12 protein-coding genes and 1 pseudogene are annotated in these 15,602 nt (G+C 65.9%); 9 read left to right on the top strand and 4 right to left on the bottom strand.

Annotated features, from left to right (window positions below):
• Positions 1-22: 22 nt before the first annotated feature.
• Positions 23-1,966 carry a helix-turn-helix domain-containing protein gene (locus PCA31118_RS24560; RefSeq protein WP_150627578.1) on the bottom strand — a complete coding sequence of 648 codons (1,944 nt, stop codon included), beginning with the start codon at positions 1,964-1,966 and terminating at the stop codon, positions 23-25.
• 255 nt (positions 1,967-2,221) lie between these two features.
• On the opposite strand from PCA31118_RS24560, the pseudogene PCA31118_RS24555 reads away from it, so the two are divergent.
• From PCA31118_RS24555 to PCA31118_RS24520, 8 genes and pseudogenes are all read left to right on the top strand, one after another.
• Positions 2,222-2,803 (top strand): annotated as a pseudogene (locus PCA31118_RS24555) (amino acid synthesis family protein); the annotation flags it as partial.
• A gap of 73 nt (positions 2,804-2,876) precedes the next feature.
• On the top strand, positions 2,877-3,821 hold the full coding sequence (locus PCA31118_RS24550) for a 2-hydroxyacid dehydrogenase (protein ID WP_150627577.1): 945 nt from the start codon (positions 2,877-2,879) through the stop codon (positions 3,819-3,821).
• Positions 3,822-3,847: 26 nt separating this feature from the next.
• The gene (gene doeB, locus PCA31118_RS24545) at positions 3,848-4,885 is read left to right on the top strand and encodes a N(2)-acetyl-L-2,4-diaminobutanoate deacetylase DoeB (RefSeq protein ID WP_150627576.1); all 1,038 of its coding nucleotides are present in this window, start codon (positions 3,848-3,850) and stop codon (positions 4,883-4,885) included.
• A 37-nt stretch (positions 4,886-4,922) separates the two neighbouring features.
• Positions 4,923-5,402 carry an Lrp/AsnC family transcriptional regulator gene (locus PCA31118_RS24540; protein WP_150627575.1) on the top strand — a complete coding sequence of 160 codons (480 nt, stop codon included), beginning with the start codon at positions 4,923-4,925 and terminating at the stop codon, positions 5,400-5,402.
• Between the two features lie 203 nt (positions 5,403-5,605).
• Positions 5,606-7,081 (top strand): NAD-dependent succinate-semialdehyde dehydrogenase, encoded by a 1,476-nt coding sequence (locus PCA31118_RS24535; protein ID WP_150627574.1) that lies wholly within the window; start codon positions 5,606-5,608, stop codon positions 7,079-7,081.
• Positions 7,082-7,191: 110 nt separating this feature from the next.
• Complete coding sequence (locus tag PCA31118_RS24530) at positions 7,192-8,577, top strand: aspartate aminotransferase family protein (RefSeq protein ID WP_150627573.1); 1,386 nt, start codon at positions 7,192-7,194, stop codon at positions 8,575-8,577.
• A 236-nt stretch (positions 8,578-8,813) separates the two neighbouring features.
• Positions 8,814-10,193, top strand: a complete 1,380-nt coding sequence (locus PCA31118_RS24525) for an aspartate aminotransferase family protein (RefSeq protein WP_150627572.1) — start codon at positions 8,814-8,816, stop codon at positions 10,191-10,193.
• 73 nt (positions 10,194-10,266) lie between these two features.
• Positions 10,267-11,739, top strand: a complete 1,473-nt coding sequence (locus tag PCA31118_RS24520) for an NAD-dependent succinate-semialdehyde dehydrogenase (protein WP_150627571.1) — start codon at positions 10,267-10,269, stop codon at positions 11,737-11,739.
• A 16-nt stretch (positions 11,740-11,755) separates the two neighbouring features.
• On the opposite strand, the gene PCA31118_RS24515 is transcribed toward PCA31118_RS24520, so the two are convergent.
• Positions 11,756-12,367, bottom strand: a complete 612-nt coding sequence (locus tag PCA31118_RS24515; protein WP_150627570.1) for a hypothetical protein — start codon at positions 12,365-12,367, stop codon at positions 11,756-11,758.
• A 354-nt stretch (positions 12,368-12,721) separates the two neighbouring features.
• Between PCA31118_RS24515 and PCA31118_RS24510 the strand changes: the two genes are divergently transcribed.
• Complete coding sequence (locus PCA31118_RS24510) at positions 12,722-13,483, top strand: IclR family transcriptional regulator (RefSeq protein WP_150627569.1); 762 nt, start codon at positions 12,722-12,724, stop codon at positions 13,481-13,483.
• Here PCA31118_RS24510 and PCA31118_RS24505 read toward each other — a convergent pair.
• Positions 13,480-14,358, bottom strand: a complete 879-nt coding sequence (locus PCA31118_RS24505) for a citryl-CoA lyase (protein WP_174990592.1) — start codon at positions 14,356-14,358, stop codon at positions 13,480-13,482. The two genes, PCA31118_RS24510 and PCA31118_RS24505, sit on opposite strands and share 4 nt — an antisense overlap.
• Before the next feature lie 20 nt (positions 14,359-14,378).
• On the bottom strand, positions 14,379-15,578 hold the full coding sequence (locus tag PCA31118_RS24500) for a CaiB/BaiF CoA transferase family protein (RefSeq protein ID WP_150627567.1): 1,200 nt from the start codon (positions 15,576-15,578) through the stop codon (positions 14,379-14,381).
• Positions 15,579-15,602: the final 24 nt, after the last annotated feature.

Genomic DNA, 15,602 nt, shown 5'->3' with positions numbered 1-15,602 from the left:
ATCGCAGGAGAAGCGACATCATTTACTCTCGATTGCGCGGCAGGGTTTTCATGGAGGCACTCGCCACGCGCCCGCCGGCACGCAGATTCGACGTGCCAGGCATCGTGGCTTTGGCCTTCGTCGCTTCGCCGGAAGATGTCCGCCCCGAGGCGTTGGGAGTCGCGCCCTTCGTCAGCGTATGGAGGTGAATCGCCAGTTCCACCGCAAACCGACGCTCGGGCGTCTCCACGTCGATCCCGAACAGCTCCTGGATGCGCGTCAGACGGTAGCGCAGTGTCGTAACGTGCAGGCCCATCGCGTCGGCGCACGGCTGACTGCGGCAACCGGCGCGCAGATATTCGGCCAGCGTCTCCAGATATGGGGATCCTGACTGCCGGTCGTGCTCGACGAGCTTGCCGATGGTGCCGTCCACGAAACCATGGACGTCGGAAGAATCGGCGGCCCCCATGAGCATCGGCAACGGGCCGAGTCCCGGCATGTCGAGCGGGCCGCTGCGACCGAACTTGCGCGCCACGCGGATCATGCGCCAGCAACGCTCCCATTCGCGGGCGAGGGGCTCCAGTCCCTCGCACACGTCGCTCATGACAACGATTGGCTCACGTCCCAATGACCTCGCCAGCGCTTCGCTCATGCGTCGGGCAAGACGCGCGAGCGTGGTGTCGTCGGCGGCGCCGTCCTGCGGCACCAGACAGACCAGACCGCCGCCGACCGTCACGATATGCATCGGCACGCTCAACTGTCGGGCGAGCAATTCGACCGTGCTGTGGCTCTCGAGCGAGAGGTGTCCGGCCGCACGCCCTGCGTCTGCATTCGTTCGCTGGTCGGGATAATCGACGACCATCATGCGCAGCGGCGCGTCGAGCGCCACGCCCAGACGGCGAGCGCGACCCAGAACGTCGTCCTCGTCGCGCCAGCGGCGCTCCACGATCTCGAAAAACAGTTCGGTGAGCGTGCGCGTCTCGAAACGGAATCGCACGACGCTGCGCATGAGCTGAACGCTCAGCGCGAAGCGAGCACTTTCGAGCAGTAGCTGCTGGAGATCGCTCAAGGCGTCGTCGCCGAACGTGAGCAGTGCCCCAACGAGATCGTCGTCGACCATGAGCGGTTCGATCCATGCGCCAACGATGGCCTGGGCGGACGGACGGCCAAGCGGTATGTCGAGTCGCGTCTGACGGTAGCGTTGCAACGCGTCGCGCACCGTCGTACCGAGTTCGCGACCCTGTGCGCCCGAGAGCGAGCGTGTCCACGCCGCATCGTCCATCTGCGAGGGAACGGGCGAGGCGGATGCGTGCCATCGATTCGCAAGGAAATCGATGACGAGCACAGGGCGTCCGATCAGATCGCCCAGCGACGACGTCAGTTGATCGAGCGAGCCGCCGGCGAGCACGTCGCCCAGCAACGTGCGCTGGGCTTCGAGCGTGCGTTGCAAACGCTCATGAGCCATCACCTGCGCACGCTGACGATGCGCGCGCTCGACGGCGATCGCGCCGAGGTGCACGACCGTCGCCATGAAGGTCAGATCGTCGTCGCCGACATCGCGGACCTTGCGCGAGGCGACCGTGAGCACCATGGGCCGCCCCTCCGTATCGCGCGAGGCCATCGGCAGCACGAGCACCGTGCGATAGCCGCGTTCCTGCGCTTCGCGCCGGTAACCGGGGAATTGCGTGCTTTCCAACGCATCGCGAATGTAGACGGGCTCATTGGTCTGCAAAGCGATGAGCGACGGACTGGTCGCCAGCTCCCAACGGTCCTCGACATGCTGCGGCAGCATGCTCGTCTCGAAACGCGTGATCACGAGCCCATAGCCATGCGCGAGGTCGATGCTCATGACCGAGCCGAGATCCCAACCGCCTTGCTGCACTGCGCCACGCACGAGGTCGCGAAACAGCGCCTCGATATCTTCGTCGTTGCTGATCTGACTGGCGACATGGCGCAACGCCATGAGCTGTTGGTGATGTTCCGGCATCGCTTGTCTCCTTGCCTGCCAAAAAATCTACACCAAAGCGTCGGAAGAAAAAAAAGATCTTCCGACGTTCCGATGGAAGACCCGCGCGTTTCGGCACCCTAGCATGGGTCACATCGGCAAGCCACGAACCAGTCGCGAGCGTTTGCCAGCTATTTCCGAAGCGCGCCGGGTCGTCTCGGTGCGCAGCCTTCGAACCCTCTCGCGGCGATTGCAGCAAGAGACGGCATCGCTATTGCAGCGCAACAGGAGACACCCGTGAAACAAGAGCTTCGCAAGATCGCAACCTTCGTCGAGACCACCTACCGCGAAGGCGGCAAGGCCGCCGAGACGCCCGTCACAACGGTCGTCGTCGCCGCGGTGATTCGCAACCCGTGGGCCGGCCAGGGTTTCGTGGAGAATCTGCGCCCGGAGATCCTTCGCCTCGCACCGGCGCTCGGCGCGCTCATGACGCAACGGCTGGTCGAACTCATGCCCGGCGAGCGTGTCCAGGCCTACGGCAAAGCCGCTGTCGTGGGCACGAACGGTGAAATCGAACATGCTTCGGCCATCATCCACACCCTGCGCTTCGGCAATCTGTTCCGCAGCGCGGTGAACGGCACGGCGTTCCTGCCGTTCACGAACACGCGCGTCGGCCCGGGCACGCTGGTGTCGGTGCCGATGATTCACAAGTCGGAGACGGGCAAACGCTCGCACTTCATCACGGCAACGTTCCAGATGACGGACGCCCCGGCCGCCGACGAGATCCTGCTGGCGATCGGCGCGTCCGACGGCGGCCGCGTGCATCCGCGCATCGCCGACCGGTTCCAGGACATGGAAGAGATGGCCAGCGATGCGGCTACCTCCGCGGCTCCCGCTGCCCCCACCGCCCCTGTTGCTCCCGTCGGTCCCGAATCACTGAGCGAGCGCCGCGATGCCGTCCGTCATTGCCTTCCTGAGCCGGATGTCGCCGGACTATCAGCGTCCGTACCTCGACGCGCTGCGCCGAGCGCTGCCCGGCGAAACCATCGCGCCGCTGGCGGCGTTGTCGGCGTCGCAACGCGAGCAAGTGCGCGTCGCCGTGGTCGCAAACCCGGATCCGGCCGACGTGGCCGCGCTGCCCGGCCTGCTGTGGATCCAGAGTCTGTGGGCGGGTGTGGAGTCGCTCGTCGCCGCACTCGGGCCGGGCAGTCCGCCGATCATGCGGCTGATCGACCCCGAGATGTCGCGCACCATGGCCGAAGCCGTACTCGCCTGGACCTACTACCTGCAACGGGACATGCCTCGCTATGCGCGTGCGCAGACGCAGCGGGTATGGGCGCAGCACCCCTATCGGAAACCGTCGCAAACGCATGTGGGATTGCTCGGCCTGGGTGAGCTCGGACAGGTCGCCGCAGCACGATTGCGCGAGGCCGGATTCGTCGTGCGCGGATGGCGCCGCTCGCCGAAGACGCTCGACGGCATCGAGACCTTTTCGGGCGAGGACGGCCTGAACGCCATGCTCGGCAGCAGCGACATCGTCGTCAGTCTGATGCCGCTGACCGCACAAACCCGAGGGATGCTCGATGCCGGTCGCCTCGCTCGCATGAAAGCGGGCGCCTCGCTCATCAATTTTTCGCGCGGCCCCATCGTCGTCACGAGCGCGCTGCTCGACGCGCTCGATCGCAACCACCTCTCACACGCGGTGCTGGATGTCTTCGACGTCGAACCGCTGCCGGTCGATTCGTTACTGTGGAGCCATCCTCAGGTAACCGTGCTGCCGCACATCTCCGCCCCCACCGATCACGAGACGGCTGCGCAGGTGATTGCCCGGAACCTGCGCGAGTTTCGCGAGACCGGTCGCATTCCCGGCAACGTCGACCTGGCGCGAGGCTACTGAGCATGTGTCGCGACCAGGCAATGCCCATGATGGCGCCACGCGTTCACCCGAGCGTCGATTTCCATCGGGACGGCGTGCAGCACGGCTTTCTGAAGATTCCGGACTCGAACGACACCAGCGCTTGGGGTGCCGTCATGGTGCCGATCACGGTGATCCGGCGCGGCGACGGCCCCGTCGCGCTGCTGACCGGCGGCAATCATGGCGACGAATACGAGGGCCCGATCGTGCTGTCGCGGCTAGCCAATGCCCTCAAGACGCGCGACGTCACCGGCACCGTCATCATCGTGCCATTCATGAACGCGCCCGCCGTACGTGCAGGAAGACGTACGTCGCCGCACGACGGCGGCAACCTCAATCGCGCCTTCCCGGGGCGCGCCGATGGCACGGTGACCGAGCGCATCGCCGATTACTTCTCCCGTTGCCTGTTGCCCATGGCGGATATCGTGCTCGATATTCATTCCGGTGGTCGCACGCTCGATTTTCTGCCGTTCGCCGCCATTCACGAACGCGAGGATGCCCAACAGCAGGCGCGCAGCGACGCGGCGATGCGAGCCTTCGGCGCCCCGTACTCGCTGCGCATGCGCGACCCGGATTCGCACGGTCTCTACGACAGCGCGGCCGAGTCGCAGGGCAAGGTGTTCGTCACGACCGAACTCGGGGGCGGCGGAACGGCAAGCGCGCGCCATATCGCCATCGCGCATCGCGGGGTGTACGGCGTGCTGGTGCACGCGGGGATCGTGCCGGCAGATGTGGCGTGGCGCGACGGCGCCGACGCCGTCACCAGTGCGCCGACGGTGCGACTCGCCATGCCTGACGACGACTGCTACCTCACCAGCGAACACGATGGATTGCTTGAGATGCGCCACGATCTCGGCGCGATGGTCAAGCGTTGCGACGTGATCGCCCGCATTCACGACGTGACGCGCACCGGCGCCGCACCGCAGGAATATCGGGCCCGCCGCGATGGTATGCTGATCGGCCGACACTTTCCGGGGCGCATCGGTATCGGCGACACGCTCTGCGTGTTGGCGGAGGTTCTGCCAGACGTCTCGCCGACCGCTTAGCCGCGACGCAGCGCCCCCTTTCCGAAGCATTCCGCCCATGGTGAAACTCGACCGTTTCGACCTCGCCATCCTTCGCGTGCTGGCCCGCGAAGGCCGCATCACCAAATCGCGTCTGGCCGAGCTGATTCACTTGTCCGTCTCGCCCACGTGGGAGCGCGTGCAGCGTCTCGAGACCGCGGGCGTCATTCGCGGCTATCGTGCCGACATCGACTGGAGCGGCGTGGTTCAGGTCAGCCGCATCGTGGTCGAAATCACGCTGGCGCGTCATACCGCGCATGACATGCAGCGCTTCGAGAGCCGCCTGCGTGAAGCCCCGGAGGTCGTGCAATGCCATGCCACGGGCGGTGGCGTCGACTACATCGTGCATGTGCTCGCGCGCGACATCGATCATTACCAGCGTTTCATCGACGACCTGTTGATGGCCGATTTCGGCATCGAGCGCTACTTTACGTACATCGTCACCAAGGTCGTCAAAGACCAGAGGGACGCGGCGCCCGGCTGGATCGATGCCGACTGATCGCGGCTAGCCGTAGCCAAACACGCCAAAACACGCAAAGACACGCAACGGCACGCCAATCCACCACTGACGCGATCTTTCCTGTCGCAACCCCGTCATTCGAAAGAAAGCGCAAATCCGCGCTCACCGAACAGAAAAAACACCGGGCCGCCGCCCCCCACAATCTCTGCATGACGAACGACCGCCATGTCAGGAGATTGCCGATGTTGCTCGACCACCCGGTGCTGTTCAAATCGCTTTGCTACATCGACGGACGCTGGACGCATAGCGACGACGCCGCCTCCCTCGCCGTCGTCGACCCTGCCGATCAATCGACGCTCGGCCACGTGCCGATGCTCACTCGCGCGCAGATTCGCATGGCGGTCGATGCCGCCGAGCGTGCCTTTTCGACATGGCGCTGGACCTCTGCCGAACAGCGCTGTGCAGCCTTGCTGCGCTGGCATGCCCTGATTCGGCAGCACGCCGACGATCTCGCGACGCTGCTCGCTCGCGAGCAGGGCAAGCCGCTGCATGAAGCGCGCGGCGAAATCGCCTACGGCGCGTCGTTCGTCGAGTGGTACGCCCATGAGGCGCGCCGTCTCGACGGTCGCACGATCACGTCTCACATCGACGGCGCGCAGTTGGGGACCGTACGCGAGCCGGTCGGCGTCGCCGCGCTCATCACACCGTGGAACTTCCCTTGCGCGATGATCACGCGCAAAGCCGCTGCCGCGCTGGCCGCCGGTTGCGCCGTGGTCGTAAAGCCCGCACACGAAACGCCGTTCAGCGCGCTGGCACTCGCCCAGTTGGCCGACGAAGCCGGACTGCCGCCGGGGCTCTTCAACGTGGTGCTGGGCGAACCGGACATGGCGATGCGCACGCTCGTCGGCGACGCTCGCGTGCGTGCCGTGAGCTTCACGGGGTCGACGCGCGTGGGGCAATTGGTCGCACAGGCCGCCGCCGCGAGCGGGATCAAGAAGCTGGCGCTCGAACTCGGCGGCAACGCGCCCTTCATCGTGCTCGACGACGTGGACCTCGACGACGCCGTGCGCATCGCCGTGGCCGCAAAGTTCCAGACCTCCGGACAGGACTGCTGCGCGGCCAACCGGATCTTCGTCGCACGCGCTCGCTACGGCGCGTTCGTCGATCGCTACACGCAGGCAGTCGCGCGGTTGCGCGTGGGACCGGCGTTCGCCGACAACGTCGATGTCGGCCCTCTCATGCATCAGGCGGCGTTCGACACCACGCTTGCGCGCGTGGACGACGCGCGCCGAAAGGGCGCCCAGATCACCGTGGGCGGCAAGCCGCATGCGCTGGGCGGCTGGTTCTACTGCCCGACCGTCGTGGCCGACGCTGCGCCCGGCATGCGCGTCTACGACGAAGAGAACTTCGGTCCAGTGTCCGCCGTGTGCGCGTTCGACTCGCTCGACGAGGTCGTCGCGCGGGCCAATGACACCGAGTACGGCCTCGCGGCGTATGTCTGTGCCCGCCGGGTCGACGAGATCTTTTCCCTCGTGCGACGGCTGGACTTCGCGATGGTGAGCGTGAACGGCGTGAAGTTCACCGGCGCGCCGATTCCGTTCGGCGGCATGAAGGCTTCGGGCCTGGGTCGCGAAGGCGGGAGCGACGGGTTCGAACCGTTTACCGAAACCAAATACTTCTGCCTGGGCAATCTCGGCATTCCCGTGCATCGGGCATGACTGTCCGCGCGTTGGGCGTCCCGACCGCTCAACGCTTTATCGCTATACCGCCATATCGCCACATCTCCATCGCGCTTCGCCTTCCCTTCATCGTCATCAAGGAGACACCCATGACCGCTTCGACCGACCAGCAGTTCGCGCACGACCGCGCACACTTCATGCACCCGTCCACGCACGCGGCCGACCACGCGAGCGGCGCATTGCCCGGCAAGATCATCCGCACCGCGCAGGGCATGCACATCGAAGATCACGAAGGTCGCCGCTACCTCGACGCCTTCGCGGGCCTGTACTGCGTGAACATCGGCTACGGTCGCACGGAAGTGGCCGACGCCATCCACAAGCAGGCGTCGTCGCTTGCCTACTACCACACGTATGTCGGCCACTCGACCGATGCCATCATCGAGCTTTCCCGGCGGATCATCGACTGGTCGCCGGCGGGAATGAAGAAGGTCTATTACGGGCTGTCGGGCTCCGATGCCAACGAAACCCAGATCAAGATCGTCTGGTACTACAACAACGTGCTCGGGCGTCCGCAAAAGAAGAAGATCATCTCGCGCGAGCGCGGTTATCACGGCTCCGGCATCGTCACGGGCAGCCTGACCGGGTTGCCGAGTTTCCATCAGCACTTCGACCTGCCGCTTGAGCGCGTGCATCACACCCTTTGCCCGCATTGGTACCGAAAGGCGCCCCCGGGCATGACCGAGCAGGCCTTCGTCGCGCATTGCGTGGAGGCCCTGGAGGCGCTCATCGCCCGCGAAGGTGCAGATACGATCGCCGCCTTCATCGGGGAACCGGTCATGGGCACCGGCGGCATCATCGCACCGCCCGAAGGCTACTGGGACGCGATCCAGGCGGTGCTGCGGCGTCACGACATTCTGCTCATTGCCGACGAAGTCGTGTGTGGCTTCGGGCGTCTCGGCTCGCCGATGGGCTCCCAGCATTACGGCATGACGCCGGACCTCATCACCATCGCCAAGGGACTGACGAGCGCCTATGCGCCGCTGTCCGGCGTCGTCGTGGGCGAGCGCGTGTGGGACGTGATCGAACGCGGTTCGCGCGAACATGGTCCGATGGGGCACGGCTGGACGTATTCCGGCCACCCGATCTGCGCGGCCGCGGCGCTCGCCAACCTTGACATTCTGGAGCGCGAGAATCTCACCCGGAACGCGGCGGAGGTCGGCAAGTACTTCGGCGAGCAGCTGCACGCGGCGTTCGACGCGCATCCGCTCGTGGGCGAGGTGCGCAGCGTCGGCATGCTCGCGGCGGTCGAGTTCATGGCCGACGGTGCGGCGCGGGTGCCTTTCGACGCTGCCATGAAGGTCGGCCCTCGTGTGTCGGCTGCCGCGCTCTCACGCGGCATGATCGCTCGCGCCATGCCCCACGGTGACATTCTCGGCTTCGCCCCGCCACTCGTCGCCACGCGCGCCGACGTCGACGAAATGGTCGGCATTGCTCGCGCCGCCGTGGACGACGTTGCCGGGCAAGTGCTGCGCTGACACCTCACCGCGCAGGGACGACGGCGCGAGTGTGCCCCCCACGAGAAGCAGCACAGGGCGCGCGCCGTCTCCGTCGGTTCGTAGGATGACCCCGAATTTCGGCACGTCTTAAATGAAGGGAATGACACGATGGCCCGCGCGCGGCATGCAACCCGCCATGCGTGGCGCGTCACGATTCCGGGTCATGACTCCGGGTCACGACTCCATTTTTCAATCGCTCCGACGAGGTGCCGCACATGTCCGACGAATCGCTGATCGAAGCCGATCGCCAATACCTGATCCACCCGGTTGCCGACTACCGCGCGCACGAGGCACAGGGCGCCACGGTGCTCACCAGCGGCAACGGTGCGTGGCTGCACGACGCCAATGGCAACGCGCTGCTCGACGGCTTCGCCGGGCTGTGGTGCGTCAACACCGGATACGGACAGCCGTCGATCGTCAAAGCGGCGACGGAGCAGTTGAACCGCCTGCCGTATGCGACAGGCTATTTCGGCTTTGCGTCGGCGCCGGCGATCCTGCTCGCGCAAAAACTGGTCGAATCGACGCCCCCCTCGTTGCAGCACGTCTACTTCACGCTGGGCGGCTCGGACGCGGTCGACGCCGCCGTGCGGTTCATCACGCACTACTTCAACGCCATCGGCAAACCTGAGAAGAAGCACTTCATTGCGCTTGAGCGCGGCTATCACGGCTCCTCCTCCACCGGCGCCGGACTGACCGCACTGCCCGCCTTCCATCGCAACTTCGATCTGCCGCTACCGACACAGCATCACATACCGTCGCCCTACCCTTACCGAAGCGCCACGCCCGATGATCCGCAGGCCATCATCGCCGCCTCGGTCGCCGCGCTCGAAGCGAAGGTCGGCGAGCTGGGCGCAGCGCACGTCGCGGCGTTCTTCTGCGAACCGGTGCAAGGCTCCGGCGGTGTGATCGTTCCGCCCAAGGGCTGGCTGCGCGCCATGCGCGAGGCCTGCAAGCGGCTCGACATTCTGTTCGTTGCCGACGAAGTCATCACAGGCTTCGGGCGTACCGGACCGATGTTCGCCTGCGAGGGGGAAGACGTCTCCCCCGACCTGATGACCCTCGCCAAGGGCCTGACCGCCGGCTACGCGCCCATGGGCGCGGTGCTGATGTCCGACGCCATTTACCAGGCGATCGCCGACGCGGCGAAGGGGGCGCCGGTCGGACACGGACAGACCTACTCGGCGCATCCGGTGAGCGCTGCGATCGGACTGGCATGCCTGAAGCTGTATGACGAGGGCGGCCTGCTGGCCAACGCGCAGGCGCACGGCAAGACGTTTGCCGACGGGCTCGACGCCCTGCTCGATCACCCGTTGGTCGGCGACTCGCGCCATCGCGGTTTGCTCGGCGCGCTCGAACTCGTCGCCGACAAAACGACACGTCAGCGCTTCGATCCGTCGCTCAGACTCCATGAGCGTATTGGCGCAGCGGCGTATCGCAATGGTGTGATCTTTCGCGCGTTCGGCGACAACATCCTCGGGTTTGCACCGGCCTTGTGTTTCAGCGCGGAAGAGTTCGCGGAATTGTTCGCGCGGGTGCGCGCGACACTCGATGACGTCCTCGACGCTGCCGACGTGCGTGCCGCGCTTCGCGATTGATCTCGTTGGCGCCCCGTCGCCCTCATTGCCCTGTCGCCCCGTCCGACTGGCCCCTGCTCCGGAGACTCACCGTATGTCGCTTTCCCTGTCACGCCCCGATCTGATACGCCGTCAGAACCTGATCAACGGCGAATGGACCGATGCCCGCGACGCGGGCCGCTATCCCGTGCACAACCCGGCGGACGACGCCGTGCTCGCCGAGGTGCCTGACAGCACCGCCGTCGACGCGCGTGCCGCGACCGACGCTGCCAGCCGTGCGCTCCCCACATGGCGCGACAGGCTGCCGCGCGAGCGCGCCGAAGTGCTCAGACGCTGGCATGCGCTCATCCTTGCGAACGCGGACGATCTCGGCAAGCTCATCTCGCTGGAACAGGGCAAGCCGCTTGCCGAAGGGCGTGGCGAAGTGGCTTACGGCGCCTCGTATGTCGACTGGTTCGCGAGCGAAGCGACGCGCGTGTACGGCGACATCATTCCGCAGCAACACCCCGGCAAGCGCATGACGGCAGTCAAGGAGCCCGTCGGCGTGGTCGCGGCCATCACACCGTGGAACTTCCCGCTCGCGATGATCGCGCGCAAGATCGCGCCGGCGCTGGCCGTGGGGTGCACCGTGGTCGCCAAGCCCGCCGAGGACACGCCGCTCACCGCGCTTGCACTGGCTGACCTTGCTGTCGAGGCCGGCGTGCCGCCGGGCGTGCTCAACGTGATAACAGCGTCGCGCACGCGAGGCATCGATGCCGTTGCCGACTGGCTGGCCGACGCCCGTGTGCGCAAAGTCACGTTCACCGGCTCGACGGCCGTCGGCATACATCTAGCCCGCGAATCGGCGGGCACGCTCAAGAAGCTCTCGCTGGAACTGGGCGGCAATGCCCCGTTCATCGTGTTCGACGACGCGGATCTGGCGTCTGCGGTCACGGGACTAATGGCGTCGAAATTCCGTAACGGCGGACAGACCTGCGTCTGCCCGAATCGCGTCTACGTGCAGGCCGGGGTGTACGACGCATTTGCCGAGCTGCTTGCCCGGCGGGTGGCGGCCTTGCATGTCGCCCCGGCCAGCGACACGAACGCGCAGATCGGACCGATGATCAACCGTCGCGCGGTGGAGAAGATTGAACGGCATGTCGTCGATGCGATGTCGCAGGGTGCGCGCGCGCTGACCGGCGGTGCGCCACTGCCCTCGCTCGGCGCGCATTACTTCGCGCCGACGGTGCTCACCGAGGTGACCGACAACATGCTCGTGAGTCAGGAGGAAACGTTCGGGCCGGTCGTGCCGCTCTTTCGCTTCGAGACGGAGGAGGAAGTCATTCGTCGCGCGAACGACACGCCGTTCGGATTGGCGGCCTACTTCTACACGCAGGACATGCGACGCGCGCAGCGCATGGCGCGTCGTCTCGAAGCGGGCGTGATCGGGATGAACGAAGGCGCCGTCTCGAGCGAGGCGGCGCCGTTCGGTGGCGTGAAAGCGTCGGGCTACGGACGGGAAGGTTCGAAGTACGGGCTGGACGACTATCTGTCGATCAAGTACGTCTGCCAGGGCGATCTGGACTGAGCGTTATCGCCTCGGGTCACAGGCCGATGCCGTACCGGCGAATCAACTCGGCCACGCGCGCCTTGTCGGCGTCGGGAATACGGCCCATGCCCACGAACGTCCAGAATTCTTCTACGGCAGCGTTGCCCTCGACGCCGTCGGCCAGCAGACATGCCAACGCATCCGCGCGGTCGTGGGGCGGCAGGATGTCCAGGCTCAGCACCAGGGCGTCCATCACGCGCTGCTTGCGGCTGCCTTTGAAGAAGCGTTCACTGATGTCGGCAACGAATTGCGTCCACGCCTCGGAGCCGCTTCCGGCCTTCGCCGCTGCGCTCCATTGACCGATCAGCGCGGGAGTCTGCTTCAGCGGCTCGCGGAAAAATGCGAAGTCTGCGGCAGGCGCGGGTGCGTCGGAGTCGAACAAGCGGCGTGCCGCCAGTATCGGCAGGCGCCGATGGGGCGCTGTCTGACGTACCGGCTCCGCGATGACCGCCGTTGCTATCGGACGTCTGCCGCCGTGCCGAAGTCTGATCGTCGCGATGTCCGCGCGAAAGCGCTCGTGCATAGGCGCGTGCCGCTGCTGCGGGGCGAGTGGGGTCGAGGGCGTCGTCGGCACGGTACCGAACGTCGTGGTGCTCACAGGATGCATGGCTGGCCTCCGCCAAGGAAAGAAGCTCGCATCCTGACAGCGCCGCGCCGGCTGACTTTGCGATAAGGTCGGGCGGTTACCGCTTCCGACGACGTGCGTGTGCTGTGTCGGTGCGGCTTCGGCCTGTCGTCATGCGCGACGCGCGAATGGGTACGGGTTGCAGTCGGGTGCGACGCGTCGCACCTGTCTTGCATGACGCCGCGCACGGCGGCATCGACATGGCATAAACTCCGTACTTCGACCTTTCGACACAACCCCGACTTTCGAAGCTTTGGGCCTCGATTCTGGTCCCTATCTTGGCCCCTATCTTGGTCCCGATCTTGGTCCCTTTACCGCGAAACCTCGCCTGCCACGATGTCCGACGTTACCCCTGACTCGAAAGAAAGCTCCGGCGTTGCCGTTATCGACCGTGCCTGCGCCATTCTTTTCGCGTTCAAACCGGACGACGGTGCGTTGACGCTCGCCGAGCTGGCTGCCCGCACCGGTCTCTACAAGAGCACGCTGTTGCGCCTTGCCGGCGCGCTGATTCAGCATCGGATGCTCGTGCGGCTTGACGACGGCCGCTATCAGCTCGGCCCGGCCACTTTCATGCTGGGCGCACTGTATCAGCGCAGTCTGAACCTTGGCGACATTCTGTTGCCCTTGATGCGTGAGCTGGCCGACGCCAGCGGCGAGAGCGTGTCGTTCTACGTGCGCGACGACGCCGTGCGCGTTTGCCTGCATCGTGTCGATTCGACGCATGCGGTGCGCTTCCACGTTCGGGAGGGCGATGTGCTGCCGCTCGAGCAAGGCTCCGGCGGGCTGGCATTGCTGGCCTTCGGCGGGGAAGTCGGCGACGTCTACGACCGTATTCGTGCAGACGGCTACAGCGTGTCGATGGGCGGTCGGGAACGCGATACGGCGGGGGTGTCGATGCCGGTGTTCGGCGTGCGTCAGGTATTGCGCGGCGTGATGACGCTGGCCGGACCCAGCTCGCGCATCGACCGGGCATTCGTCGAGCGTCATCTCCCCGATCTGTTCTCATGCGCCGCACGCGCCACCGACGGCCTCGGCGGGGACTCGCGGGCGGTGCGGGCCGCCTGGCGAGCGTTCGAGGCGACGAAAGCCGGAGGTTAGTCCCGAGGCAGCGAGCGCGCCGACTGGCCCGTGTATCGATAAGGCAACTGACGAGGCATCGGCCCCTTGTTGCGTTCGCCACGCGCGCGCTGTTCCCAGGCGTGCGCCAGAATGCCCACCGCTCGCGACAGGCAGAACACGCCACGCGCCAGTTCCGGCGCAAATCCCAACTCCGCGTAGATCACCGCCGTGACGCCGTCGATATTCATTGGCACCGGCTTCTGTTTTCGCGCCTTCAGATGCGCTTCGATGCCACGGGCAATGGCCGCGTAACGCCCGTCGACGACCCCGTTCGCGACAGCATCGTCGACCATCGCGAGCAAGCGTGTCGCCCTGGGATCCACAGGATGAAACCGATGGCCGAAGCCCGGCAGATACTTACCGTGCGCAACGTTGAAAGCGGCGATACCGTCGGCAACCGCAGCAGCCATCTCGGCAGATTCCGACGCCGCTGCGGACAACGCAACGGCCGACGTGCAAGACGCCCCTTCGTCAAGACGCCGCGCAATATCCTGGTACAACTCGACGGCCTGCTGCCCTGCGCCGCCATGCACGTCGTCGAGCGCATTGATCGCGGATGCCATCGCCCCATTGAGCGGCAAGCCACAACTCGTCGCAATGCGGGAGATGGCAATCGACGGCGCATGCGGGCCGTGATCCACCGAGGCGACGAGCGCCGCTTCCAGCAGTCGCGATTGCGCATCCGTCGGCAACTCGCCGCGCAACATCAGCCAGATCATTTGCGGGAAGCTGACGTTGCCGATGAGGTCCTGAATCGGATAGCCACGCACGTTGATCGATCCCGGATGGATATCGATGATCGAGGTGCTCCAGTAGTCGGCGCACAGCGCCGCAGCATCGAATGTCGGATTCATGGTCAAAGCGTTGTCGAAGATCAGATCACGCCGTCGGCGCGCAGTTGTTCAATGGCATGCGTGTCGTAGCCGAGCCCGGTGAGCAAGGTCACCGTATCGGCACCGAGCGACGGCGCGGGCGCACGCGGAGCGGCGTCGCCTGCCGAGAGCCGAAAACCGGCGCGCGTCACGCGTTGCGGTTGCGCTTCGGCCGGGACCGGCAATTCGCGCACGAATTCGCGTGAGGCGAGATGCGGGTGCGCAAGGACCTCGGGCACCGAGAGCACGCGTCCGGCGGGCACGCCGCTCGCGACGAGCTTCACCTCCCAGTTGGCTGCGCTGTCGTGCGCGAGCGCCGCTTCGATTTCGGCGTTGAGCGCGTGACGATTCTGCTTGCGTGTGTCGCGCTGCGAAAAACGGGGATCGTCGACGATGTCGGGACGTCCGATCAGGGCACAAAGGCTCACGAACTGCCGCGTCTCATTCGCCGCGATGTTGAGCAAGCCGTCGCGCGTGCGGAACGTACCCGAGGGCGCCGCTGTGAAATTCTCATTACCCATTGGCACCGGCGCGACACCGGCGTTCAGATAGTTGGAGACGACCCAGCCCATCGTGGCGAGCGTGGCTTCGAGCATGGAGACATCGAGCATGCGGCCCTGCCCGCTGGTGCGGGCGTCGAGCAACGCGGCGCAGATCGCGAACGCCGCCGTCAGTCCGCCGACGGTGTCCGAGACCGGATACCCCACGCGCAGCGGCGCGCTCGCGGCGTCGCCCGTCACGCTCATGACCCCGGAAATTCCCTGAATGATCTGGTCGTAGGCCGGGCGGGAAGACAACTCGCCCTGCGCGCCGAAGCCCGAAATCGCGCAATAGACCAGACGCGGGTTCACGTCGCGCAGCGCGTCGAAGTCGAGGCCCAGGCGGGTCATCACGCCGGGGCGAAAGTTCTCCACGAGCACGTCGCTCGATGCGACGAGGTCTTTGAGGATGGCTTTGCCTCGCGGGTCCTTCAGGTTCAGCGTGAGTGAACGCTTGCCGGCGTTTACCGCCACGAACGAAGCGCCCATCTGACGCGCCGCCGCCACCTTGTCGGCGCCCAGACGACGCGCCAGATCGCCCCCCTCCGGGTTTTCGATCTTGGTGACGTCAGCGCCCATCAGCGCCAGCTGATAGGCGCAGAAGGGTCCCGCAAGGACGTTGGAGAGATCGAGGACTTTCACCCCGGCGAGCGGCAAGGCCATGGTTGGCTCCTGAAAATGCATAGG

Origin of the sequence: Pandoraea captiosa, assembly GCF_902459775.1 — a bacterium.
Taxonomy (GTDB): Bacteria; Pseudomonadota; Gammaproteobacteria; order Burkholderiales; family Burkholderiaceae; genus Pandoraea; species Pandoraea captiosa.
The sequence above is the reverse complement of the archived record's forward strand: the minus strand, read 5'-3'. Positions and strand labels throughout refer to the sequence as shown.

Coding starts and splice junctions, on each gene's coding strand:
- PCA31118_RS24510 (WP_150627569.1), top strand. CDS start 12,722: ATGTCCGACGTTACCCCTGACTCGAAAGAAAGCTCCGGCGTTGCCGTT.
- doeB (WP_150627576.1), top strand. CDS start 3,848: ATGATGGCGCCACGCGTTCACCCGAGCGTCGATTTCCATCGGGACGGC.
- PCA31118_RS24560 (WP_150627578.1), bottom strand. CDS start 1,966: ATGCCGGAACATCACCAACAGCTCATGGCGTTGCGCCATGTCGCCAGT.
- PCA31118_RS24505 (WP_174990592.1), bottom strand. CDS start 14,358: ATGAATCCGACATTCGATGCTGCGGCGCTGTGCGCCGACTACTGGAGC.
- PCA31118_RS24520 (WP_150627571.1), top strand. CDS start 10,267: ATGTCGCTTTCCCTGTCACGCCCCGATCTGATACGCCGTCAGAACCTG.
- PCA31118_RS24515 (WP_150627570.1), bottom strand. CDS start 12,367: ATGCATCCTGTGAGCACCACGACGTTCGGTACCGTGCCGACGACGCCC.
- PCA31118_RS24550 (WP_150627577.1), top strand. CDS start 2,877: ATGCCGTCCGTCATTGCCTTCCTGAGCCGGATGTCGCCGGACTATCAG.
- PCA31118_RS24525 (WP_150627572.1), top strand. CDS start 8,814: ATGTCCGACGAATCGCTGATCGAAGCCGATCGCCAATACCTGATCCAC.
- PCA31118_RS24540 (WP_150627575.1), top strand. CDS start 4,923: ATGGTGAAACTCGACCGTTTCGACCTCGCCATCCTTCGCGTGCTGGCC.
- PCA31118_RS24500 (WP_150627567.1), bottom strand. CDS start 15,578: ATGGCCTTGCCGCTCGCCGGGGTGAAAGTCCTCGATCTCTCCAACGTC.
- PCA31118_RS24535 (WP_150627574.1), top strand. CDS start 5,606: ATGTTGCTCGACCACCCGGTGCTGTTCAAATCGCTTTGCTACATCGAC.
- PCA31118_RS24530 (WP_150627573.1), top strand. CDS start 7,192: ATGACCGCTTCGACCGACCAGCAGTTCGCGCACGACCGCGCACACTTC.